Source organism: Bacillus sp. JAS24-2, from assembly GCF_008274905.1.
Taxonomy (GTDB): Bacteria; Bacillota; Bacilli; order Bacillales; family Bacillaceae_G; genus Bacillus_A; species Bacillus_A cereus.
Window position 1 is genome coordinate 4747295 of the sequence record NZ_CP031068.1, and the last position, 22912, is coordinate 4770206.

Genomic DNA, 22912 nt, shown 5'->3' on the forward strand with positions numbered 1-22912 from the left:
GTCACTAAAAAATTTCTTTTTTTCAAAAAAAAGAACAGTAGCCGTATAAACGACTACTGTTCTTTAAAGATATTAAACTGTGTAACGCTCATCTTCTAAAATTTTCGCAGCGATTTCACGTTTCTTCGGAATTACGTTAAGTGGTGTGTGGCGAGTTAATTTACGTAATGATGATAACATCATGCGCAGCATGTCGCCGTTTTCAACTGCGATAAGTGTTTCTTTCGCATCTGCTTCGATTTCGTTAAATGCTTCTTGGCAGAATACTTCAGTGTATAACACTTTTTGTTTATTCTTTTCAAGACCAGTTGTTTTGATCGCTTTTTCTGTACGAAGAACAGCTGATTCCATTGCGTATAGATTGCTTACGATGTCAGCGATATTTACAAGAATTTCTTGCTCTTTATCTAATGCTTTACCATATTTTTGAGCCGCTAATCCAGCTACCATTAAGCCGATTTTCTTCGCATTAGTTACTAAATACTTTTGAAGTGCTAATGGCTCATCGCCTACTTCTTCTGGCATCATCATCATTAACTCTTCTTGTAATTTTTGTGCTTTTTGAAGAAGTGGTAATTCACCTTTCATCGCTTTACGTAAGAACGTACCTGGTACGATTAGGCGGTTAATTTCGTTCGTTCCTTCGAAAATACGGTTAATACGAGAATCGCGGTACATTCTTTCAATCTCGTACTCTGCCATAAATCCATAACCACCGTGAATTTGAACACCTTCATCTACTGTATAGTCTAATACTTCAGAACCGAATACTTTGTTTAAAGAGCACTCGATTGCATATTCAGCGATAGAAGCTGCTACTGCTTTACCATCTTTTACTTCTTCTTCAGATAATGTGCTCATGCGGCTTTCGAATAAACCTACTGTACGATATACAGAGCTTTCAGCTGCATATGTTTTCGCTGCCATATTCGCAAGTTTCTCTTGAATTAATGGGAAGCGAGCGATTGGTTGTTTGAACTGTTGACGTTGGTTTGCATATTGTGCTGAAATTTCTACTGCACGTTTCGCAGATCCAACTGTACCAACACCTAATTTATAACGACCGATATTTAAAATGTTGAATGCGATAATATGACCTTTACCGATTTCACCAAGTAAGTTTTCTTTCGGTACTAACGCATCTTCTAAAATTAACGTACGAGTTGAAGAACATTTAATACCCATTTTCTTTTCTTCTGGGCTTGTAGATACGCCAGCGTAGTCTTTCTCTACGATAAATGCTGAGAAGTGCTCTCCATCGATTTTTGCATATACAACGAATACGTCAGCGAATGCAGAGTTTGTAATCCACTGTTTTTCACCGTTTAATACATAATGTGTACCTTCTGCATTTAAACGTGCAGTTGTTTTTGCGCCTAATGCGTCAGATCCTGAACCTGGCTCTGTTAATGCGTATGCAGCTAATTTTTCACCAGTTGCAAGCAATGGTAAATATTTTTTCTTTTGCTCTTCGTTACCGAATAATACGATTGGTAAAGAGCCGATACCTACGTGAGCACCGTGAGTAATTGCAAAACCACCAGCGCGAGAGAATTTCTCTGCGATTAACGCTGAGCTTACTTTATCAAGACCAATTCCGCCGTACTCTTCTGGTACGTCAGCGCCTAATAAACCAAGTTCTCCAGCTTCTTTTAAAAGACGAACTGAACGATCAAACTCATGTTGCTCTAAATATTCAAGCTCTGGAAGAACTTCATTTACGATAAAGTCCTCTGTCGTTTTAGCAATCATTTTATGCTCAGATGAAAAATCTTCTGGCGTAAACACTTGATCAATCGTAATCTCATCTACTAAAAAGCTACCGCCTTTAACCGCATTTCCTACTGTTTTTTCCATGAAAATTTCCTCCTTCATATTTTCATGAGCCGCTTCTCTCTTTTTGAAAGAAGCTGGCTCTCCCTTTTTTTATAAACCTTTGTTGCTTCCATTTTTTTTTATAATCCAGTTCCAGCGGCTAGAATGTTCGGTGGCTTCGCTTCTTCCTACGAGGCAAAGAGCGCCTCTACGTCTGAAGCTCCATCCCCCTCACATTCTGAACAAGCCGCTTCCACTTTTTTTCATAATCCAGTTCCAGTGGCTAAAACAGTCGGTCGTTTCACCCCTTCCTGTGAGGCAAAAAGCGCCTCTTCGTCAAGGCTTCCAACGCCCTCCTGTTCTAAACGAGCCACCTGCACTTTTTAAAGTAATTCAAATACTCCCGCTGCTCCCATTCCGCCGCCGATACACATTGTTACGATACCGAATTGTTCGTTGCGACGTTTCATTTCGTGAATAAGAGATAGTGTTAGTTTTGCTCCTGTACAGCCAAGTGGATGTCCAAGTGCGATTGCACCACCGTTTACGTTTACTTTTTCTTCATCTAAACCAAGTTCACGAATAACTTGAATCGATTGAGAAGCAAATGCTTCATTTAGTTCGAATAAGCCAATATCAGATAACTCTAAGCCAGCTAGTTTTAACGCTTTTGGAATTGCAGCGATTGGGCCGATTCCCATTACTTCTGGTGGTACGCCAGCTACTGCAAATGAACGGAATTTCGCAAGTGGCTTCATGCCATCGCTCACTGCTTTTTCGCGATCCATTAATAATACAGATGCTGCACCATCACTCATTTGTGAAGAGTTACCAGCTGTTACAGAACCGCGAACGTTAAATGCTGGACGTAATTTACCTAAAATGTCTAGCGTCGTCTCTGCTCTTACACCTTCGTCTTGTGCGAAAGTGATTGTTTCTTCTTGAAGTTTATTGTTTGATCCAACCGAGCGTAACGTCACATCTACAGGTACTGTTTCATCAGCAAAGTTTCCTGCCGCTAATGCTTTCGCAGCACGTTGATGGCTTCTTACTGCAAATGCATCTTGCTCTTCACGAGAAATTCCATATTTCACAGCAACTTGCTCTGCTGTATGTCCCATACCCATATAATATTCTGGAGCCGCTTCTACAAGGCGACTATTCGGACGAACAACGTGTCCCATCATTGGAACTAAACTCATTGATTCTGCTCCGCCTGATAATACAGCTTCAGAGTGACCAAGCATAATACGCTCAGCTCCGTAAGCGATACTTTGTAAACCTGAAGAACAGTAACGGTTAATCGTAATAGCTGGAACATCGTAAGAAAGTCCTGCTAATCCGCCGATATTACGAGCCATATTTAAACCTTGCTCTGCTTCTGGCATCGCACAACCGAAAATTAAATCATCGATTGGTCCTTCATAATTTGCACGCTTTAACGTTTCCTTTACTACTAACGCCCCTAGATCGTCAGGACGAACTGTTTTTAATGAACCCCTCTTTGCTTTTCCAATTGGTGTTCTTGCTCCCGCAACAATGACAGCTTCTCTCATGAACGATATCTCCCCTCGTTATTAGTTACGTAATGGCTTTCCTTTTACAAGCATGTGCTGCATTCTTGCTTGTGATTTCATCTCACTTACTAAGCTAATAAATGCTTCACGTTCTACATCTAATAAATATTGCTCATCAACCTCTGTTCCGTACGGCACTTTTCCGCCCGCAATGACATATGCAAGTTTCTTAGCAATGTGAAGATCGTACTCTGAAATGTAACCAGATAAATGCATTGCTTCAGCACCAAGTGCAAGAGTTGCATATCCTGTTTCCCCAACAACTGGTATCTTTTTACGGATCGGCGCTTTATAACCAGCTTCATATAAAGCAAGTGCTTTCTGTTTCGCATCGTATAGTAAGTGATCACCATTCACACTAATACCATCTTTATCACCTAAGAAGTTATGAGAAACTGCTTCTTGTCCTGAAGTTGAAACTTTCGCCATTGCGACTGTTTCGAACACTTTATTTGCAACTTTTTGCAGATCAAACTCTACACCGTTTGCCATTTTGTTTAAGTGTTTAATGTATAGCTCTTTATTACCGCCTCCGCCAGGGATTAAGCCAACACCAACTTCTACTAAGCCCATATACGTTTCACTAGAAGCTTGAATGCTCGCTGCTGGTAAGCAAACTTCTGTACCTCCGCCAAGCGTCATACCGTATGGTGCTGCTACAACTGGCTTAGAAGAGTACTTAATTTTCGTCATTGCATCTTGGAAGTTTTTCACAACCCACTCAATTTCAAAGTAGTTGTCGTCTTGTGCTTCCATTAAGATCATTGCTAGGTTCGCACCAACGCAGAAGTTCTTCGATTGGTTACCGATAACAAGACCTTTATAATTCTTTTCTACTTCATCAACAGCGTAGTTAATCATTTGCGTAATATCCATACCGATTGCATTACTCTTCGAATGGAACTCTAAGCAAAGGATGCCGTCGCCTAAATCAATTAAGCTCGCTCCGCTATTTTTCTTTAATACACCATTTTTCGCTTTTAATTGCTTAAGAGAAATTGCTTTTTTATTACGTTCGATTAGCTTATATTCGCCATTATCGTAATAGTAGCTATCGCCGTTATCATGTTTATAGAAAGTAGTGAAACCTTTCTCTAACATTTCTTTCACCCAAGTAGGAACGACTACGCCGTTTTCTTCCATCTTTTGAACAGATTTTTCAACGCCGATTGCATCCCAAACTTCAAACGGTCCTTGCTCCCAGCCGAAGCCCCACTTCATCGCTTGGTCAATTGCAACGATATCGTCAGCAATTTCTTTATGCAGTTTTGCAGAGTATAAAAGAGTTGGTGTAATGATGTTCCATAATAACTCTCCTGCGCGGTCTTTTGCGTATACAAGCGCTTTCAATTTATTCGCTAATCCTTTTTCTTGTTTACTTAACTCTACGGATGCAGCTTTTAATTTTTTACGCGCTTCATATTCCATCGTTTCAGGATTTAGTTCTAAAATTTCTTTTCCTTGTTTTAAGAAGAAGCCTTGACCTGTTTTGCTTCCAAGCCATTTTTTCTCAAGCATGTCATGCATGAAGGCTGGTACTTTAAATACATCACGCTCTTCTTCTTGCACATTTTCATATACGTTATTTGCAACGTGTACGAATGTATCTAAACCGACAACATCTAATGTGCGGAACGTTGCGCTCTTCGGACGACCAATAAGTGGGCCTGTTACAGAATCAACTTCCCCAATGCTATAGCCGCGTTTTACCATCTCTTGAAGAGTAACAAGTAAACCGTACGTACCGATGCGGTTTCCAATAAAGTTTGGTGTATCTTTTGCGACAACAACGCCTTTTCCAAGAACGTCTTCGCCAAATAGTTTCATGAAGCTTAATACTTGTGGATCTGTTTCTTTCGTCGGTATTACCTCTAGAAGTTTTAAATATCGTGGTGGGTTAAAAAAGTGTGTGCCTAAGAAGTGTTTCTGGAAGTCGTCTGAACGACCTTCTGCCATTTTTTCAACTGAAATGCCTGACGTATTCGAGCTTACAATTGAGCCCGGTTTACGAACAGCGTCTACTTTTTCAAATAATTTCTTTTTAATATCTAAGTTTTCAACTACTACTTCAATAATCCAATCTACATCAGCTAGACGCTCAAGATCATCTTCTAAGTTACCTGCTTCAATCAGTGCTAGATTTCCTTTCACTGTCAGAGGAGCTGGTTTTTGCTTTAATAGTTTTTGCACAGCCGTATTACTAAAACGATTTCTCACACTTTTATGTTCTAATGTAAGTCCCTTCGCTTCTTCTTCTTTCGTAAGCGCAGGTGGTACAATATCAAGCAATAATGTCGGAATACCAATATTAGCTAAGTGTGCCGCAATTCCCGAACCCATTACGCCTGAACCTAGAACAGCAGCCTTTTTAATTTGGAACATCCAATTCTCCCCCTATTCTTGAATGAATGCTCATTCAATTTTTCGACATAAGTCGCAATCAATGAGTGAGCCTCTACTAATAAATATATGATACTGTTTAAATTTTCGCAATATATTTATTGATAAAATTTTCTGAAATAAATATTTTTCTTTCATTTGGCCATGCTATATATGTATTTTCTTCACTAAAATACACTTTCCCTTTTTATAATCTGACGAAACTGGAGGAATATATATGGCAAAACTTAAGAAGAACCCTTCAAAGGCTGGAATTAGTGCAGCTAGTGTAACTGGAAACGCAGGTCCGCATAACCACGGCGTGGAAAAAGGACGTCAAGGTAATAACCAACAATATAAAAAGCATAATATGGGCGAAAAATAACGCTATATTTTTGGGCAGAGAACGTGGCATAATGATTAATGGCTGCTTTTTCTGCCCAATTTATTTGTAACAAATGAGGGAATTATAATGAAACGAACAATAGTTATGATTGTAATGATTGCCACACTATTTACAGGGATGATTTTCTTCTCTTATGCACAAAGACAACAAGCTGTAAGAGCTGATCAACCCAACATTACTGGGCAATATGGGGTTACAATCGATGCAAACACAGGTGAAATTTTGTATGGGAAACGCGAAGACGAACGCTCTTATCCGGCTAGTATAGCCAAAATGATGACAACCCTTCTTTTACTAGAGAATGTAAAAGAAGATGAAGAAATTACGGTTACAGAAAACGCAATTAAAACAGAAAGTCAAAGCAAGAAAATTAAACTTCGTGCTGGAGAAAAATTAAAGCGTGATGAGGCATTAAAACTTATGCTTATCATTAGTGCAGATCCAATAGCTGAATCAATTGCAGAACATATTGCAGGATCAAAAAATGAATTTGTGAAAATGATGAATGCTAGAGCGAAGGAACTTGGTACAAAGCATGCGACTTTCAAAAACGCAAGTGGTGCTGATGCACTTGGAAATAAAGTATCGCCATATGACATTGCTATTATTACGAAAGAAGCATTAAAGTATCCAGTTGTTTTAGAATATATGAATTCAACACGTACAACTCTACATACTTCAGAACGCTCTCCAAACATCGCAAACTACGGACGAGAAGAACTATATGACGATCCATATGCGATTGGAAGTAAAAGCGGTCTATCAGCACTTGGCAAATATACAGTCGTAACAGTGGATGAAAAAGACGGTAAACGTGTCATTAATGTTGTATTATCTTCTACCCGCAAGCAACTGTATCCTGATACGAAGAAAATGGCACATTATGCATTTCAGCAATTAAAATAACCAAGGAGTATTTTCTCCTTGGTTATTTTTTAACCATACCTTTTAATACGAACGCAACGTTTGCTGGACGCTCTGCTAGACGACGCATGAAATATCCATACCAGTCGTTTCCATAAGGTACGTAAACTCGCATTTTGTAGCCTTCTTTTACTAGCTCAAGTTGACGCTCATTACGAATACCATATAACATTTGGAATTCAAATTGATCCCTTGGAATGTTGTGTTCTTCAGCAAGTTTTTTTGTATATTCAATAATCGCTTCGTCATGTGAAGCAATTGCAGTATAATTTCCATTTAATAAGTGCATTTTAATAATTTTTTTATAATTGTCATCTACATCTTTCTTGTCTGGGAATGCCACTTCTTCAGGTTCTTTATAAGCACCTTTTACAAGACGTAAATTAGGATTATAAGCATTTAAATCTTCAATATCTTTTTCTGTACGATATAGGTAAGCTTGAATAACAGTACCAATATTATCGTATTCAGATTTTAATTGTTTAAAGATATCAATTGTTTTCCCGCAGCGTGTATAGTCTTCCATATCAATGGTAACGAACACACCATTTTCTTTCGCCGCTTCTAAAATACGGCGCATATTGTTCATTACGATTTCATCAGAGATATCTAATCCCATAGAAGTCATCTTTAAAGAAAGCTGCGAATCAAGACCTTCTCTTCCAATTGCACGGATTGCTTCAATCGATTGGTTAGCCATTTCATTTGCTTCCGCTTCATTATCAACGAATTCCCCTAAATAATCGATTGTTACACAAAGTCCTTGCTTGTTCAATTGTTTAATAGCTGCTGTCGCTAATTCAATTGTCTCCCCTGCGACAAAGCGACCTGCACCAAAGCGTAAACCGTACTTTTTAGCCAGTTTTGTTAGCGCTTTATTTTTAGATAAGAAAAGAAACGAATTTCGCATTAATTGTTCCATGTAATTCACCCCTATGACTTGATTTATCTGTTTTTTACCCCTCTTCAAAATTATATCATTGTTTAAAATTATTGGATACAAATAATTATTTAGATAATTTATAAAATACTATAAAAACATTTAAAACCCTATATTTCCGCTTATAAATATAACTGAAATATTTTTCGACATTTAGAAAAATGGAGTTTACTAGGCATAAAATAGGCATGTCGAAAATATTCGACATGCCTATAAAACCCTTAATATTCCATGTAAATTATATAAGGATATTAATACAGAAAACTTACGATTATATTTCCCTCAGGTTTTTTTATTGCTCATTTCGCTTCTCTTCATTCAGCCTTTTAATATCCGTAATTAACTGCACCATCTCTTCTTTCGCATCGGGATACGTCTCATTCCAATGCTTCACTAAAGCTGGCATCGTCTTCGTTATGTAAGAATAAAGTGCCCACTTCTGTACCTGTTCTTTTCTCTCTTCATTGCTCTCTCCAAGTAACAGTTCCGTGTATTTCTCTAACAACCCGTCAAATTGTTCGTTAAACTTTTCACTCATCTTATTTACCTCCTATATGAAAAAAGCAGCGAAAATCGCTGCTTTTCTTTATAATTTTGATCGAACAGAGTTTAATTTTTTCTCCATTGTGCTTACTTTATCACGACGATCATCAATACGAATTGTTGTTGCAACGCGCTGCGCACCTTTCGTATATGGAACTTCATGCATTTGTTGAATTACTTCTAGAATGACAGGAAGATCTCCTTCAATAATTGTATTCATCGGTGTTAATTGATACTTCACGCGATCCGCATTTTTCTCTAGCACCTTTTGTACTTCTGCTACATATTCACTAACACTTGGATTACCTGTTCCTACTGGAATAATCGATACATCAACAATTGCCATAGTAGTCTTCCTCCTATAATCGTTTCTTATATATCCATTGTCTATTTTACCGAAATCCTCATCATTTTACTAATATGTTACTCTTCCACTTTAAACTGCTCGACTAATCTTTCTAAATCTCTCATATGTTCTGTCAAACTTTCCATCGTGTGAGCTACCTTTTCTAAATGATTCACCTGTGATTCCGTTGCAGCATGTACCTCTTCAGAAACAGCTGCACTTTCTTGACTCGTACCAGCAATTGTATGCATTACCGCTGTAATTTCCCCTTGCTCGTAACCTATGTTATGTACCTCTTCTACAATTTTTTCAACTGAAGTACTAATCGTATTTACGACTGACATAATTGTGCGGAACTCCATTTCCGCCTCTGTCGTCACTTTATTTTGCACATCTGCAATGTCTTTCAATTTACTTACAACTTCTACAACCCTTTTTACTTCTAATTGTACATCACCAATCATCGTTGTGATTTCTCCGGTTGCCTCTTTTGATTGTTCCGCTAATTTCCGAACCTCTTCAGCAACAACCGCAAATCCCTTACCTTGCTCACCTGCACGGGCAGCTTCAATCGATGCATTTAAAGCAAGTAAATTTGTTTGATCTGAAATGCCTTTTATAAGCTCAACAACATTTTGAATCGATCCAACTCTTTGTTCTAACTTATCCGATGCTTCTTCTGTATGAACAACAATCGAAGATGATTGTCCCCTCGTACGGATTAAATTCCTCATTGTATTTAATCCTTGCTTAGATGCCTCTTCCGCTTTGCCAGCCACTCCTTTTATTTCACCAACGGAGCTATTCATTTGTTCCACTGACTCCGCCATATTCTCGAGCTGAGCTGAAACTTCATCCACACTATTCGCAAGAGTAGAAGCTCCTCCACTCACATCATCCATTGCTCCTGAAACTTCTCTACTAGCCGCTACTGTTTCATTCGTTAAGTAATGTAAACTATTCGTTGATTGTTGCACCGTTGATACGCTGTTTTTAATTTTACTTACCATTTCATTCATTTGTTCAACCATATCATTAAAGTGCTTAGTCAACTCTCCAACTTCATCTTTACTTGTCACTTTCATTCGCAGCGTTAAATCGCCTTCTGCTACTTTTTGCACGTGATTCTTTAATAGTTGCAGTGGTCTTGCTAATCTTCTTGAGAACAAGTAGGAAGCTACGATTCCAACTAATAAACTAATACATGCCATTATAATAACTGTATTTCTCGTACTATTTAATAGCCCATCGATGGTTTCTTTCGGATAAAAGATTCCTATCGTCCATTTCATCGTATCAAATGATTGACTGTAAACAACTACATCTTCACCTTTTATTGTATTGACCGCATATTTTGTTACCTCTTTATTTAAGCTCTTTATAAGTGGCTCTTTAGAAACATCTTTTCCTATCTTTTCTGGATAAACAAGAGCCATATTTTTATCATTTATAATAAACATTTCTCCGTCATTATTGTATTGAATATTGTGAAGCAACTTCTGAATCGTCCCAAGCGATACATCCATCGCAACAACGCCTAATACAGATCCATCTTGAGCTGTAATTGCTTTAGAAACACCTACACTTAACTTTCCTGTTGCAATTTCATAAGAAGGTTGTCCCCAATGGACCTTTTTTACATCAGCCTCTGAATCTTTATACCATGGTCTTGTCGTTGGATCGTATCCTTCTGGCACTTGCCCACCTTCAGCAAGATTGGCACTTAATGTTTTTTTATCTTTCGTACCAATATATAAATCTAAAATACCAGGATGATTCTTTTTATACTCCGCAAACTCTTTCGTTAAAAACGCTTCCTCTTCTGGAGTAACCCCACCTTGAAGTATATTACGAATCATCTCACTGTTCGCGTAATACCCCATATCTTCATCCGTTCTTTGAACAAATGTCGTAAGTTGCTCTGTTACAAGATCCATCGCATTTTGAGAATACTCGTCTAAGGAACGCACTTCCTTTTCTTTCTGTAATTGATACACAGCTGTACCCAATATTACGAACATCATAGAAATAAGAACTGAAAACACTACCGCAATTTTTAAACGTAAACTTCTTAACATCTTCCCCCCAGCATCCCCTTCGCATTAAATTAAAATCTTATTAATCATTATATTAAGTATAATAGATAAAATTAAAAAATTGAAATTAATTCTCACCTTAATACAATTAGAAAACGGACTACCACTTGTGCAAAAACAAATAGTTCATTATCCTTAAAATATAATCTCATTCGTTCGGAGGGAACTATGTTACAAAAATTCGGTTTCTCACAATATGAAAGCCAAGCTTATGAAGTTGTCGTATCAAGCAATGAACCATTAGATGCTACAACGATTGTGAAGCATTCAGGTGTTCCAAAAGCAAAAATATATGAAGTGCTAGCACGCCTAATCGATAAAGGAATGGTAATGGATTCTGTTTCAGAAAAGAAAAAACTGTATACAGCATTACCACTAAAACTAGCAATTGAAAAATTAACGACAGAATTCCAATCAAATATTAAAGAACTGGAAACAAATATATCAAAAAAATCATTTACAGATGACCGTGTGTGGAGCTTAAAAATGCAATCTTCTATTCGAGTTCAAAGTAAGGAACTCATTGAAAGTGCAAAAGAATCAATCCGTATTTCAGCTTGGAATGATACTCTTTTAGAATATCTTCCTTTACTAGAACAAAAAGCAAAACAAGGTGTTCAAATTGAATCCCTTATTGTTGGAGAAGTAGAAACAGACTTAGAAAACATGCATTTTCTAATCCCAGCTGAAGAACCTAATGCATTAGAGCGCTACTTGCTACTCATCGTTGACGATCGTGAAATTTTATTTGCTGGCGTAGAACAAGAGTCATGGCAAGCAATGAAAACAATGTCACAACCATTCGTAAAGTTCTTTACAGAATTTTTCTATCATGACGTTGCACTTGCAAAGATTACCCAGAAACACCATGACCTCTTTATGGAAGATGAGGAAATTAAGAGTTTGTTAATGAAATTAAGATACTAATTAAATAATAAAAAGGAGTCTAGTTTTTCACTTAGACTCCTTTTCGTTTTGTTCCTTTATCTCAATCAACAGCTCAATGATTTTCTCATTTTGCTCCACTTGTTTCTCTGAATTTTTATAGATGAAACGAACCCATCTAAGTGCAAAAATAATAAGAAACAAAGGGAGCATTGAAATTAGAAGACCAATAATTGAAAAATTCGTATACATATACATCACCTCGCTACATACAAATTCTCCACCTTTCTACTAAAACCTGCAATTTTTTACAAATGAAAAAAGAACCTATCAAACGATAGATTCTTCTTTCACGAACTGAGTAGAGCGTCCTCTCGTAATCGAGAAAATCGCGCAAAGCAGTGCTAATACAATAAAGCCACCGCCTACCCAAGCATTATATATAACAGATGATTTTTCGATAACAACTCCGCCTACTGTTGAACCAAGGGCAATTCCTAAATGAAGGGCAGAGTTATTTAAACTTTGCTGAATACCAGCTGATTCTGGTGCAATTTCAATTAAATAGTTTTGTTGCGCTGGTGAAATCGCCCAGCTCAGCATACTCCAAAGTCCCATCATAATGATGAAGAGTGGGAATGAGAATGTCATTAATGGCAGTATGAAGATTGCACACGCAAATACGATAATGATGGAAATAATACTTTTCTTCGATCCCCATTTATCAGCAAGCCAGCCACCGAATCCGCCACCAATTACTGCTGCGATTCCGAAAATAAAGTAAAACACACTAATCCAGTTTGCTTCAACATACATGACATCTTTTAAAAACGGTGTTAAATATGCATACAATGTTAAATGCCCTGTTAAAAACAAAAATGATGTTAACTGTGCACTTACAATTTTTTTATCTTTTAAAGTAGCAAGTTGTTCTTTTATTGATAATACCGATGTCGGTGGTACTTTCGTTAAGAATAATGAAATACAAGCAATTGCCATAACTGTTAATACCGCAATTAATACAAATGGTGCACGCCATCCGTATGCATTTCCGAGCACAAGACCGAGCGGTACTCCAAGTACGAGTGATCCGCTAATTCCCATGAAAATGATTCCAATTGCACGCGCACGAAAATGCGGTTCTACAACACTAGAAGCAAGTGTTACCGATAGTGCAATAATTAATGAACCACTCGCCGCACAAATAACCCTTGAGAACATTAGCATTCCGTAATTCACACTAAATGCCGAAATAATATTTCCGATTAAGAAAATCGATAATGCTCCAACATACAATGTTTTTCTTTCAAACTTCCCTGTCAAAGCTAATAAAACTGGACCTGACAAAGCAAATACTACCGAAAATATTGTTATAAGCTGACCAGCTGCACTAATAGATACTCCTAAATCATTGGCAACTAAATCGAGCGTTCCTCCTATAATTAGCTCAACCGTTCCGACTACAAAAGCCGCGATAGCTAAAATATAAACACGAAAATTCAAGTCTTTCCCCACGCTTTCTGTTTTGGTTACTACGACTATAGTAACCAAAATAGAAAATGGACGCAAGTACAATTTTTTTACAGTAAAAAAGGTAGGCGTATAATACGCCTACCTTTTCATCATTCTGTTTCTTTCTTCTTATTTAAATACCAATACACCGGAAGTCCCGTAAATACAATTCCAATCGATAAGAAACAACTTACTGGATCGTTAATAATCGCACTACCGATTACAAAGAACGAACCTAAAATCGCTACGATTGGTACGATTGGAAATAACGGTACACTATATGCACGCTCTTTATTCTTATTACGTTTTCTTAAAATAAAGACACCAATAAACGTCATTACGTAGAAAATATAAATAATGAATACGGAAATCTCAGATAGCTTATTCGGATCACTAATAATCATTAAAATAATCCCTAAAATGATTTCAACAGTAATCGCATTTGCTGGTGTTTTAAATCTTGGACTTTCCTTTGCAATAAACTTAGAAAATGGAAGTTGTCCACGTTCCGCCATAGACATTGGAATACGTGGGAATGTTAAAATCTTTCCATTTAAACAGCCGAAAATAGAAACGATAATACCGATACTAATAATTTTTCCGCCATATTCTCCAAGTAACATGCCTGCAGCTGTCGCTGTTGCATTTTCTCCAAGGTCTACAATTTTCGCTGCTGATAATACATTTAATAATGCCAAGTTAATTAATACGTAAGCAGCCGTTACGATTAAAATCCCTACTGTCATTGCTTTCGGTAATAACTTTGTTGGATTCTTCATTTCTCCACCAATCGAAGCAAGTAAAATCCAGCCGTCATAAGCAAATAACGTTGCTAAAATTGCCATACCGATACTTTGATTTTCCGATATCGGCACAACTACGTTAAAAATATCGCTATTCCCTTTCCAGAAACCTAGCACAACAATTAACACAATCGGAATCATCTTCCCAATTGTCGTGATTGTTTGAACGATACCTCCGTATTTTGTTCCCATACTATTTACAACGCCAAGGAACACAACCGTTCCAATTGCGATTGGTAAATTCCACACTTTATCTAAATAGAAAAAATTAATCATTAAAGAACTAAAGTATAAACCTAATGTTCCGATAATAGCAGGTCCATAAACAATTGTTTGCATCCAACCTGATAAATATCCCCAAAAACTTCCGTAAATCTCCTCTAAATACGTATACAACCCACCATTTTTCGGGATTTGCGCTCCAATTTCAGCTACTGTTAAACCACTTGCTAGCGTCAACAGACCACCAATTACCCAAGCAAGAATGGCCATATTAGAACTCCCCGAGTAATCTAATACGCTCCCTGGTTTCATAAACACACCAGATCCAATAATCGTTCCTACTACGATAGAAAGTGCTACTGTTAAACCAATTTTGTTCTTCTCATCATGATGCATGCTGCGTATCCTCCTTCCAATCCTAGTGTGATGCAAAAATGAAATAAAAAAACACTCCTCCCTAAAAAAGGGACGAGTGTTGTATTCGTGGTTCCACCCTTGTTTCAATTCGTAAAGTAATACACTTCACCAATTTCTCAAGTCTAAATAACGGTTTTTGCCGGCAAGCAATTACTAGATGCTCGTTCACTGCTGCAGTTCAGAGGTGGTAATCTATTTTTCCGTATTAGGAAGCTCACAGCCAAAGGCTTCCCTCTCTGGAAATCGTAAAAAATTGATCGTGTCCTCATCATCACTTCTTGATGTCGAATTTTGTAGTTATTGTTCATTATATTGAATTGTTAGAAAAAATCAATATATTTTTTATATAACATAGGAAATATTTATCTTCTTATATTATAACAGAAGCTGTAATATTTCTCTAATTCCCTCGTATCTTTGGAGCAGTGTAGCTGTAAAAATTATATCAGCGATTTTTCAAATATATCGATTTACCAACAAAAAACGCCAACAATAAAAGGAGGTCTTTCAAAAGAAAGCCCCCTCACGCCTGTACCTTTCGGTTGCCCACACGAAAGATACGACTTCATTCAATTATTTCTCATCTTTTTTCATAAAAAACTTATGGTGCGGTAAATCAACATTCAATGCCTCTAATTGTTTCTTTTCATTGTCTAAAATCGCTTTTGCTTTTGTTTTTGTTGCTTCATCTAATCCTGCAAAGATGTCTTCATGCTTCTCTTTCTCTGGAAGTTTCACACCTAATTTTGTTAATTCTTCTTTTGCTTGCTCATGCGTTAATTTTCCAGATTTCTTTTGCTCTAAAATTGACTTTGCTTTTGCTTTTGCCTGTTCATCTAAGTTAGCAAACATGTCTCCATGTTTACCTTTCTCCGGCATTTTCACGCCTAGCTTTGTTAATTCCTCTTTTGCTTGCTCATGCGTTAATTTTCCAGATTTCTTTTGCTCTAAAATCGACTTCGCTTTCTCTTTCGCCTGTTCATCTAATTTAGCAAACATGTCTCCACGCTTACCTTTCTCCGGCATTTTTACGCCTAACTTTGTTAATTCCTCTTTTGCTTGTTCACGTGTTAGTTTTCCGGATTTCTCTTGCTCTAAAATTGACTTCGCTTTTTCTTTCGCCTGTTCATCTAATCCTGCAAACATGTCTTTACGCTTCTCTTTCTCCGGAAGCTTTACACCTAGTTCCTGTAACTGTTTCTTTGTATCGTCCATAATCGTTTTTACTTTTTGTTTTGTAGCGTCATCTAAATCTTTTTTCGCTGTTTTTGTCGCTTGCTCAGCTTTTGGAGTATTTGTTGCCGCGAATGCCGGAACACCGACTCCTCCAATGATTCCGAATGATAAAGCACCTGCAATCGCTAAATAACCAACTGTTTTCTTCTTCATAGGAAATTTCCTCCTTCATATTTCTAAAGCATGTACACTTTCGTATACACCGCCAATAGTAATATTGGTTTCTTAAAATTTCCTTAACGATTGAAATAAAAAACACCGCTCGTAATGAGCGGTGTTTCTCTATGCTTTTTGTAATTGTAACTCTTCACGTTCCATTATTTTTCTTAATACAATTGTTTGTGTCATTGTAAATAAGTTACCTGTTATCCAGTACAACACAAGTCCTGATGGCGCCGCAAACCCCATAAATAGAATCATTGCTGGCATCATAATTTGCTGCATCTTTAGCATCTGCACTTGTTCTCCAGGTGTAATATTCGATTGGAAAACTTTCATCTGAATAAATGTCGTTAACGCTGCAATAATCGGTAATATATGATATGGATCTGCATGTCCTAGGTTCACCCATAAAAACGAAGATGTGCGAATCTCTTCCGTTCTGCTAATCGCATAATACAAAGCAGAGAAAATCGGCATTTGTATAAAAATTGGCCAGCAACCAGCAAGTGGATTCCAACCGCCTGATTTCATTAGTTCTGACATTTCTTTTTGATACTGCTTTTGTTTTTCAAGGTCTTTGCTTACATCACCGTATTTTTTCTTTAGCTTCTGCAATTCAGGTTGCATTTTCTTCATTTTCGCTTGGCTGCGATATTGCGAAACAGCTAATGGAATCATGGCTGAACGAATAACGAGCGTCATAATAATGATAGCAACCCCGAAGCTAGCTCCCGGTATATGATGAGCAACAAATTGAATCATATACGAGATTGGATATACGAAATAATGGTTCCATATCCCCGTACTATGTGAATCAATTGTGCCTGCATTACTGCAGCCAGATAAAACAAAAACAAGTACTACTGATAAACTAATGAGCGCAGCTCGGTATGATTTTAACATGTTCATTCCTCCAATGTTTCGTAATTATTTAGCGAAACATTGGTGTATACGGACCAACCTCATCATTCTCTTCACTTGATTCTTGTCTGCGTACGGAACGAATCATTCCATATTTATAAAAAATTGAAAATAGCGGTACATTTCCCGCACTATCTTCACATGTATCAACTAACGTAAAAGCTCTTTGTCTACCGCTTGATGCTTGTTGACGCACAAAGCGAGAAACATTAGCAAGGAAGAAAACTTCTAATAAACAAAGTGCTGTCGTTACAAACGATATATATAGAATTGCATCCTGCAATAAAAATTCCATCGCTTCACATCCTTAATAAGGTCATTTTAGCACATCGGGCAAACATTCTCTATTTCCTTTTATTTTCAAAAAAAGTATTTTGCATATTTTCTCAAGAAAACAATAATTAAGAAACGTTGTATTCGCTTTCTTTAGTATATTCACACACATCAATGAATAGGCTTGATTTATTAGAAATTTATAAAATTTTTGCATTATAATAAAACTATTGCCAGTTTTTGAAAAAACCTTTATTCTCTTCTTGTAATCAAAAATGAATATGGAGATGAAACATACTATGGGTCAACTAGGAGACGCCGATTACGTTCCCGACACCGCCTTTTTATCCTTCCCAGCAGCTAAAACATTTCACTTAGAATTTATGATACAGTTGGTTGTTATTTTTATAGCTTCTATTTTGTATGCAATTTCTATGAATATGTTTTTTATCCCGCATAATATGATTAGCGGTGGATTCGCTGGTGTAGGGATGATTATCGGTTATTTAATGCACTACAATATCGGTGCACTTATCTTTTTACTAAACATTCCTCTTCTTATTTTAAGTCACTTTTACTTAGGAAAGAAGACAACCTTTTTAACAGCGTACTTTGTAGCTGTGTCATCGTTAGCGATGAACATTATCCCGGTACACCAAGTTTCAGACGATATTTTACTTTCTTCTGTATTCGGTGGTGTTATCTGCGGAGCAGCTTCAGGAATTATATTCCGATTTGCTTCTTCAACAGGTGGTTTTGATGTTGTTGGATTGATTGTAGCGAAATATCGAGATGTTTCAATTGGAGCAATCATATTTGTATTCAACTTAATCTTACTTGTAGCAGCAGGTTTTATTTTCGGATGGGATATTACACTTTATACGTTAATTAGTCGATTTGTAGTCAGCAAAGTTATCGACGCTGTGCATACGAAACATATTAAATTAACGATAATGACTATTACAGAAAAAGGCGAGGAAATAAAAAGCGCACTACTACATCACGGCATACGCGGGGTGACAATGGTAGACGCTGTCGGCGGCTATACAAACCATAAGAAAAAAATGATTTACACTGTCGTGACTCGCTATGAGTTAGGCGAAATGAAACGTATTATCCGTCAAGTGGATAACAAAGCATTTATGAACATTACTGAAACAGTTGAAATTGTCGGCCGTTTCAAACGCATATAAAACAGGTTAATAAATTAAAGGGCATAACATATTAGTCATATATGTTATGCCCTTTGTTATTCAACTAACGTACCTTTTAGCATAATAAAATCACTAAGTTTATTACTACAAATCGGAGGATAGCATTCCATATACAATACTATCTGTCCATTCATCTTTATTCCAAAAATCTTGTATGAAATGGGCTTCCTTTCTCATGCCTATTCGTTCACACAATTTTTGTGAAGCTGTATTACGTGCATCAAGATTAGCCTGTATACGATGTACATTACATTCATTAAATAATTTCAATACCAAACTACTTACTGCTTCTGTTGCCAAACCTCTCCCAGCTACTTCATTTGAAAAACTATAACCAATCTCAACAGTGTCTTTCATATTTGTGTACCATACTGATAAATCACCAACTACTTTAGTTTTGTATATAACTGCCAAACTTAATATTGTTTCTTTAGTAAGTACATTATTTGCTAGCTTCTTATTAAATCTTTCCTGCATATCTTCATGAGTCCACTTATTATGTAATAGGAACTTACATGTATCATCACTATTATAAATAGCAAATACATCCTGTAAATCAGTACTCTTAAAAGGTCTAATTATTAATCTTTCTGTTGTGAACTCCAAGTTAGCTCTCCTCCCTTACATTCATGCTATAAAACATTTTTTATAGTATTTAGGCCTCATTCTTAGATTTCACCTTGATTACATATTTCATCATAATAAATTAAAATCCTTCTTCCACTAAACTGCACCGTTAATGGTATTTCCTTACGCTTTTTATTTTTTACACTTATTACAAAATCAGATAATTCTATTATTATGTCCCTAAATGTGTTATAATGAAAGCAGACTCACAAAAAAAGAGTATATAGACTTGGAAGTTTCTCTTATTTTACAAGCAAAAAGAAACGAGCAGTCGGGTATATTTCAGACACCATACACGTAACGGTTTAAACAACCGATCATCTTAGTTACTCTTCAATGATCTTTTTATAAAAAGATACGTACAATTAAAACTCACTTCAATATACTATACCTACCTTTTTGACTTCCAAATCATCTTATTACATAGGGAGATGAACATATGAATCAATATATACGATATACAATAGCTGTCCTGTTTGCTATTATCGGCGGAACAATCTGCTTCTGGACAAACACTCAGCTTGGAGAGAATATCATTTTTAATGGAATCGAAACGCTTGTAAGCGCTTCAATTTTAGGCGGATACATTTACTTCCTCTTCAATCCAGAAGAAAATGCTCAAAAAACAATGTTATTAACAATGATCGGAATCGTTGGTGGATGTATTTCCTACTCAATGACAAACTATACATTACCACTTCAATTAAGCTCAGCTTTCTTCCACGGTCTATGGACTTGGTTCATTGCATTCTGCCTAGCAGACGTATTCAACCTATTACAAGACACTGAAGAAGATAGCGGTCGTCAAATTGAAAGTAACTCTTAAGCTGGAAGATACTCTTCCAGCTTTTTTATGTTGGTTTGCATACCCCGCATCACGATAAAAAGAAGTTGCCCTCACGGCAACTTCTTTCTCACATACCCCATCCAGTACCAACCGGATTATATCAGCGATTCTCCATATATATCGGCGATTTCTCCACTTATATCAGCGATTTTTTCATTATATCGACCGTTCGACACAGGATATCGACTTACCGGCAATTTTCGGCAACCTATTTATGCTCTATACCCTGCCACTACAATAAAAAGAAGCTACCCAACGGCAACTTCTTTTCCACATACCCCACTTCGTATTCACTAAAATATATCAACGATTTTTCAAATATATCGATCATTTCTCCACTTATATCAACGATTTTTTCATTATATCAACGGTTCAACACAAGATATCGATTTAACGACAACCTTCGACACTCGAAACGCACAATATACCCTATCCCCCAAGCAACTTACTGCCGAACTCTACGATTAAAAAGATAATTAATAGGATCGCGAGTATCTTTAATGCTACATATGCCACTTTAAAAACAACATAAATGAGCAAGACTATCAAAATAATTGATAAAATTTCCATATTTACTTCCTCCAAGCTTTGCTCTTCTTATCTCATTTTACTCGCCCCAGGCTATTTATGGAACGGCATAAGATGACATATAAAAAAGAGGATACCTCATCCATCGTAAGATACCCTCACCTTCAACTGCTCAAACCATTCTCTTTCTAATTGTAAATATCCAATCTCACTCTTCTCGGCGCTCTTTAATTCTTTATCAGCTTTCTTCATATAAGTATGGGAAGCTTCTAGATCATTCTCTAAATATTTGATAATTCCTTGTGTACGATAATATCCGTTTAAGTCCATTTTTGTAATAGCCTTTGCATGTTCCTTTGCTTCTTGCAAAGAAAGACTATCCATCTCATAAAGGGCTTTATATAAAAGATACCAACTATGAAAACTACTAACGAAAAACTTATTTTCTTTCGTTACAGGTAGTTGAACAATTCTTTCTATATACGGTATCGCTCTTTCCATTCCCTCTTGATCTGCACGAGCAAAAAAGACAAGCATAAGTCTACTCATTATCTCTCTTATCCCTTTATTCTCTTTTATTTTCTCCTCACTCAATTCTACTAATCTTTCATCCCAATCTTTCGGTCTTTTATAACTAAATAACTCACTCGATATTTGAATCTCATATAAATGATTTCTAGCTCTTTCATCATCTTTAATTAAAATAAGAAATTGCATCCCATCACTCATAAGCGTTCCTTTTATCGGCACAATTGTAACCGCAAAGATTGCAAAATGGAAAAAGGAAAAATATAAAAGATATTGATAATAACTCACCATGTATATGTAACCGGAAGTAATACCAAACAGTAAACTCGTAATTGGTCCACCTAAAGTGAGCCACGCCCATTTTTTCGAAAGATTCGGTGTCTCTATAGAAGGTGGTACTAGTGTTGCAACGCCTCCAAAGTAAGCCCATAATTTATTTGCTCGAATGCGTAATTTTCCCTTTTCTTTTTGAATAGTAATGGGTCCTACTGTCATAAATTTAAATGTTAAACCACCTATTACACCAAATACTACATGTCCTAGCTCATGAATGGCTAACACTAATAATGAAATTCCAACTATTGCCCATAGGTTCAAAATTACTTCTAATTTCCCAGTTCGGATTACTCCGTATAAAATGGACAGAATTAACGCCACTGTCATTGAGCCAGCTGGCCTTCTTAAAATATCCACCTTTTTCTCCCCTTAATAAATCATTTTCCTTTGCATTTCGTACATGAACTTCCCAAGATGCAATATCCAAATAAATGAGATTAAGCCAATTAATACAAAATCGATATTACTAGCAGCTGTATATATAACGGCAGCCCACCATACATATGCCAATATTGTATTCGTAAATTCATATGCTTTATATCCAGCCTCATGCACAATGTGCTTTAATCCTTCATCTGCGTTTTTCGTCCACATTTTCATAGATTCCATATACGTTACACCTTGTTCAGGATATAGCTTATTATAACGATTTTTTGTTATGAGTCCGATAATTACTACAGTAGTTAAACAAACAATAGAAGCTACTAAATTCCACACCGCAAATGAAACATTTGTATCCTGCAACAGTGCACGTCTACATGTAATAACTGCATATACAAACCATGCCTGCGTCACTATATCACCTACACGTAAATATATACTTATAATGCCTAATTTTCTGCCTTGTACGCTCTCTTCTTCATCGCGTGCCTCTGCTAACATACGTGTATTCTTCCAAGTATAGTACATCATTAAAATTCCAAAAATAGTACATATACCTATAAATGTATTGGATGATAATTTTCTCGGTTCATCCGAGAGTAAATTTAAAGCTATATAAGACGTTAAAAATCCTCCTATCATACTTAATGTTATTTTCCCCACAGAATCAAATTGTTTTTTTCGCTTACTCTTCATCGTCCTCTTCCCCCTCTACTAACGTAAATATTTCCTCCACCGGTACATTGAAAATTTGTGCAATTTTTAACGACAATACGATAGATGGTGCATAATCCCCACGCTCAATTAAACTAATCGTTTGCCGTGATGATCCAATCGCTTTCCCTAAATCCCCTTGTGATAAACGATGCTTTGCTCGCAATTCCCTCACTCGATTTTGAAGCTTCATGTCTTCCCTCTTTTTCATTTATTTAATTAAAATTGTAAATAATATCCTTATATTTGTCAATTATAATTGTCATTACGACTATAATAA

The 22912-nt window shown here is 36.5% G+C and carries 23 protein-coding genes and 1 other annotated feature; of the genes, 5 read left to right on the forward strand and 18 right to left on the reverse strand.

The genetic code is table 11. The annotated features are described in order from the left end of the window. Positions 1-72: 72 nt before the first annotated feature. The 3 genes from DN407_RS24790 to DN407_RS24800 form a co-directional block, all read right to left on the reverse strand. A complete protein-coding gene (locus DN407_RS24790) occupies positions 73-1857 on the reverse strand; it encodes an acyl-CoA dehydrogenase family protein (RefSeq protein WP_000416291.1) in 1785 nt (594 codons plus the stop codon). 341 nt (positions 1858-2198) lie between these two features. Next, the gene (locus DN407_RS24795) at positions 2199-3371 is read right to left on the reverse strand and encodes an acetyl-CoA C-acetyltransferase (protein ID WP_001206324.1); all 1173 of its coding nucleotides are present in this window, start codon (positions 3369-3371) and stop codon (positions 2199-2201) included. 21 nt (positions 3372-3392) lie between these two features. Then, entirely contained in the window at positions 3393-5774 is a 2382-nt protein-coding gene (locus tag DN407_RS24800; RefSeq protein WP_098281370.1) for a 3-hydroxyacyl-CoA dehydrogenase/enoyl-CoA hydratase family protein, read from the reverse strand. A 235-nt stretch (positions 5775-6009) separates the two neighbouring features. On the opposite strand from DN407_RS24800, the gene DN407_RS24805 reads away from it, so the two are divergent. Together DN407_RS24805 and DN407_RS24810 are read left to right on the forward strand one after the other, a co-directional pair. Continuing rightward, positions 6010-6156 carry a YuzL family protein gene (locus DN407_RS24805; protein ID WP_001096344.1) on the forward strand — a complete coding sequence of 49 codons (147 nt, stop codon included), beginning with the start codon at positions 6010-6012 and terminating at the stop codon, positions 6154-6156. A gap of 87 nt (positions 6157-6243) precedes the next feature. Then, complete coding sequence (locus DN407_RS24810) at positions 6244-7083, forward strand: D-alanyl-D-alanine carboxypeptidase family protein (protein ID WP_000831467.1); 840 nt, start codon at positions 6244-6246, stop codon at positions 7081-7083. 22 nt (positions 7084-7105) lie between these two features. Here DN407_RS24810 and DN407_RS24815 read toward each other — a convergent pair whose 3' ends face one another. The 4 genes from DN407_RS24815 to DN407_RS24830 form a co-directional block, all read right to left on the reverse strand. Then, a complete protein-coding gene (locus DN407_RS24815; RefSeq protein WP_000436772.1) occupies positions 7106-8023 on the reverse strand; it encodes a proline dehydrogenase family protein in 918 nt (305 codons plus the stop codon). A 310-nt stretch (positions 8024-8333) separates the two neighbouring features. Then, positions 8334-8579 carry a YusU family protein gene (locus DN407_RS24820; RefSeq protein ID WP_149216685.1) on the reverse strand — a complete coding sequence of 82 codons (246 nt, stop codon included), beginning with the start codon at positions 8577-8579 and terminating at the stop codon, positions 8334-8336. A gap of 48 nt (positions 8580-8627) precedes the next feature. Next, positions 8628-8930 (reverse strand): MTH1187 family thiamine-binding protein, encoded by a 303-nt coding sequence (locus tag DN407_RS24825; RefSeq protein ID WP_001018860.1) that lies wholly within the window; start codon positions 8928-8930, stop codon positions 8628-8630. Between the two features lie 77 nt (positions 8931-9007). Then, positions 9008-11008 carry a methyl-accepting chemotaxis protein gene (locus tag DN407_RS24830; RefSeq protein WP_098281368.1) on the reverse strand — a complete coding sequence of 667 codons (2001 nt, stop codon included), beginning with the start codon at positions 11006-11008 and terminating at the stop codon, positions 9008-9010. 186 nt (positions 11009-11194) lie between these two features. On the opposite strand from DN407_RS24830, the gene DN407_RS24835 reads away from it, so the two are divergent. Further along, a complete protein-coding gene (locus DN407_RS24835) occupies positions 11195-11953 on the forward strand; it encodes a TrmB family transcriptional regulator (RefSeq protein WP_000939479.1) in 759 nt (252 codons plus the stop codon). A gap of 27 nt (positions 11954-11980) precedes the next feature. Here DN407_RS24835 and DN407_RS24840 read toward each other — a convergent pair whose 3' ends face one another. The 6 genes from DN407_RS24840 to DN407_RS24865 form a co-directional block, all read right to left on the reverse strand. Next, positions 11981-12163 (reverse strand): hypothetical protein, encoded by a 183-nt coding sequence (locus tag DN407_RS24840; protein ID WP_098294025.1) that lies wholly within the window; start codon positions 12161-12163, stop codon positions 11981-11983. A gap of 78 nt (positions 12164-12241) precedes the next feature. Next, complete coding sequence (locus DN407_RS24845) at positions 12242-13486, reverse strand: MFS transporter (protein WP_149216686.1); 1245 nt, start codon at positions 13484-13486, stop codon at positions 12242-12244. A gap of 47 nt (positions 13487-13533) precedes the next feature. Then, a complete protein-coding gene (locus DN407_RS24850; protein WP_149216687.1) occupies positions 13534-14844 on the reverse strand; it encodes an APC family permease in 1311 nt (436 codons plus the stop codon). Between the two features lie 65 nt (positions 14845-14909). After that, positions 14910-15146, reverse strand: a binding site (T-box leader). Positions 15147-15438: 292 nt separating this feature from the next. Continuing rightward, positions 15439-16254, reverse strand: a complete 816-nt coding sequence (locus DN407_RS24855; protein ID WP_098283600.1) for a hypothetical protein — start codon at positions 16252-16254, stop codon at positions 15439-15441. 129 nt (positions 16255-16383) lie between these two features. Then, positions 16384-17166 carry a membrane protein insertase YidC gene (locus tag DN407_RS24860; protein ID WP_000920519.1) on the reverse strand — a complete coding sequence of 261 codons (783 nt, stop codon included), beginning with the start codon at positions 17164-17166 and terminating at the stop codon, positions 16384-16386. Positions 17167-17194: 28 nt separating this feature from the next. Beyond that, positions 17195-17479: a hypothetical protein gene (locus tag DN407_RS24865; protein WP_000394934.1), complete on the reverse strand. Its 285-nt coding sequence runs from the start codon at positions 17477-17479 to the stop codon at positions 17195-17197. A 277-nt stretch (positions 17480-17756) separates the two neighbouring features. Between DN407_RS24865 and DN407_RS24870 the strand changes: the two genes are divergently transcribed. Next, a complete protein-coding gene (locus tag DN407_RS24870) occupies positions 17757-18650 on the forward strand; it encodes a YitT family protein (protein WP_000530044.1) in 894 nt (297 codons plus the stop codon). A 105-nt stretch (positions 18651-18755) separates the two neighbouring features. Here the strand turns inward: DN407_RS24870 and DN407_RS24875 are convergent, their stop codons facing one another. Beyond that, entirely contained in the window at positions 18756-19277 is a 522-nt protein-coding gene (locus tag DN407_RS24875; RefSeq protein ID WP_016110904.1) for a GNAT family N-acetyltransferase, read from the reverse strand. 460 nt (positions 19278-19737) lie between these two features. On the opposite strand from DN407_RS24875, the gene DN407_RS24880 reads away from it, so the two are divergent. Continuing rightward, positions 19738-20124, forward strand: a complete 387-nt coding sequence (locus DN407_RS24880; RefSeq protein WP_001077776.1) for a DUF3938 domain-containing protein — start codon at positions 19738-19740, stop codon at positions 20122-20124. A gap of 450 nt (positions 20125-20574) precedes the next feature. Here DN407_RS24880 and DN407_RS24890 read toward each other — a convergent pair whose 3' ends face one another. From DN407_RS24890 to DN407_RS24905, 4 genes are all read right to left on the reverse strand, one after another. Next, positions 20575-20715, reverse strand: coding sequence for a DUF3985 family protein (locus tag DN407_RS24890; protein ID WP_000404758.1), 141 nt, complete (start codon positions 20713-20715; stop codon positions 20575-20577). Positions 20716-20811: 96 nt separating this feature from the next. Then, a complete protein-coding gene (locus tag DN407_RS24895; RefSeq protein WP_033668377.1) occupies positions 20812-21864 on the reverse strand; it encodes a site-2 protease family protein in 1053 nt (350 codons plus the stop codon). A 42-nt stretch (positions 21865-21906) separates the two neighbouring features. Beyond that, entirely contained in the window at positions 21907-22614 is a 708-nt protein-coding gene (locus tag DN407_RS24900) for a DUF3169 family protein (RefSeq protein WP_000837723.1), read from the reverse strand. Beyond that, positions 22604-22825: a helix-turn-helix transcriptional regulator gene (locus tag DN407_RS24905; protein ID WP_000776168.1), complete on the reverse strand. Its 222-nt coding sequence runs from the start codon at positions 22823-22825 to the stop codon at positions 22604-22606. The genes DN407_RS24900 and DN407_RS24905 overlap by 11 nt, the downstream gene beginning before the upstream one ends. Positions 22826-22912: the final 87 nt, after the last annotated feature.

Bases quoted from the DNA above. Each gene is read 5' to 3' on its own strand.
- DN407_RS24790 (WP_000416291.1), bottom strand. From the start codon at position 1,857: ATGGAAAAAACAGTAGGAAATGCGGTTAAAGGCGGTAGCTTTTTAGTA.
- DN407_RS24795 (WP_001206324.1), bottom strand. From the start codon at position 3,371: ATGAGAGAAGCTGTCATTGTTGCGGGAGCAAGAACACCAATTGGAAAA.
- DN407_RS24800 (WP_098281370.1), bottom strand. From the start codon at position 5,774: ATGTTCCAAATTAAAAAGGCTGCTGTTCTAGGTTCAGGCGTAATGGGT.
- DN407_RS24805 (WP_001096344.1), top strand. From the start codon at position 6,010: ATGGCAAAACTTAAGAAGAACCCTTCAAAGGCTGGAATTAGTGCAGCT.
- DN407_RS24810 (WP_000831467.1), top strand. From the start codon at position 6,244: ATGAAACGAACAATAGTTATGATTGTAATGATTGCCACACTATTTACA.
- DN407_RS24815 (WP_000436772.1), bottom strand. From the start codon at position 8,023: ATGGAACAATTAATGCGAAATTCGTTTCTTTTCTTATCTAAAAATAAA.
- DN407_RS24820 (WP_149216685.1), bottom strand. From the start codon at position 8,579: ATGAGTGAAAAGTTTAACGAACAATTTGACGGGTTGTTAGAGAAATAC.
- DN407_RS24825 (WP_001018860.1), bottom strand. From the start codon at position 8,930: ATGGCAATTGTTGATGTATCGATTATTCCAGTAGGAACAGGTAATCCA.
- DN407_RS24830 (WP_098281368.1), bottom strand. From the start codon at position 11,008: ATGTTAAGAAGTTTACGTTTAAAAATTGCGGTAGTGTTTTCAGTTCTT.
- DN407_RS24835 (WP_000939479.1), top strand. From the start codon at position 11,195: ATGTTACAAAAATTCGGTTTCTCACAATATGAAAGCCAAGCTTATGAA.
- DN407_RS24840 (WP_098294025.1), bottom strand. From the start codon at position 12,163: ATGTATACGAATTTTTCAATTATTGGTCTTCTAATTTCAATGCTCCCT.
- DN407_RS24850 (WP_149216687.1), bottom strand. From the start codon at position 14,844: ATGCATCATGATGAGAAGAACAAAATTGGTTTAACAGTAGCACTTTCT.
- DN407_RS24855 (WP_098283600.1), bottom strand. From the start codon at position 16,254: ATGAAGAAGAAAACAGTTGGTTATTTAGCGATTGCAGGTGCTTTATCA.
- DN407_RS24860 (WP_000920519.1), bottom strand. From the start codon at position 17,166: ATGTTAAAATCATACCGAGCTGCGCTCATTAGTTTATCAGTAGTACTT.
- DN407_RS24865 (WP_000394934.1), bottom strand. From the start codon at position 17,479: ATGGAATTTTTATTGCAGGATGCAATTCTATATATATCGTTTGTAACG.
- DN407_RS24870 (WP_000530044.1), top strand. From the start codon at position 17,757: ATGGGTCAACTAGGAGACGCCGATTACGTTCCCGACACCGCCTTTTTA.
- DN407_RS24880 (WP_001077776.1), top strand. From the start codon at position 19,738: ATGAATCAATATATACGATATACAATAGCTGTCCTGTTTGCTATTATC.
- DN407_RS24890 (WP_000404758.1), bottom strand. From the start codon at position 20,715: ATGGAAATTTTATCAATTATTTTGATAGTCTTGCTCATTTATGTTGTT.
- DN407_RS24895 (WP_033668377.1), bottom strand. From the start codon at position 21,864: ATGACAGTGGCGTTAATTCTGTCCATTTTATACGGAGTAATCCGAACT.
- DN407_RS24900 (WP_000837723.1), bottom strand. From the start codon at position 22,614: ATGAAGAGTAAGCGAAAAAAACAATTTGATTCTGTGGGGAAAATAACA.
- DN407_RS24905 (WP_000776168.1), bottom strand. From the start codon at position 22,825: ATGAAGCTTCAAAATCGAGTGAGGGAATTGCGAGCAAAGCATCGTTTA.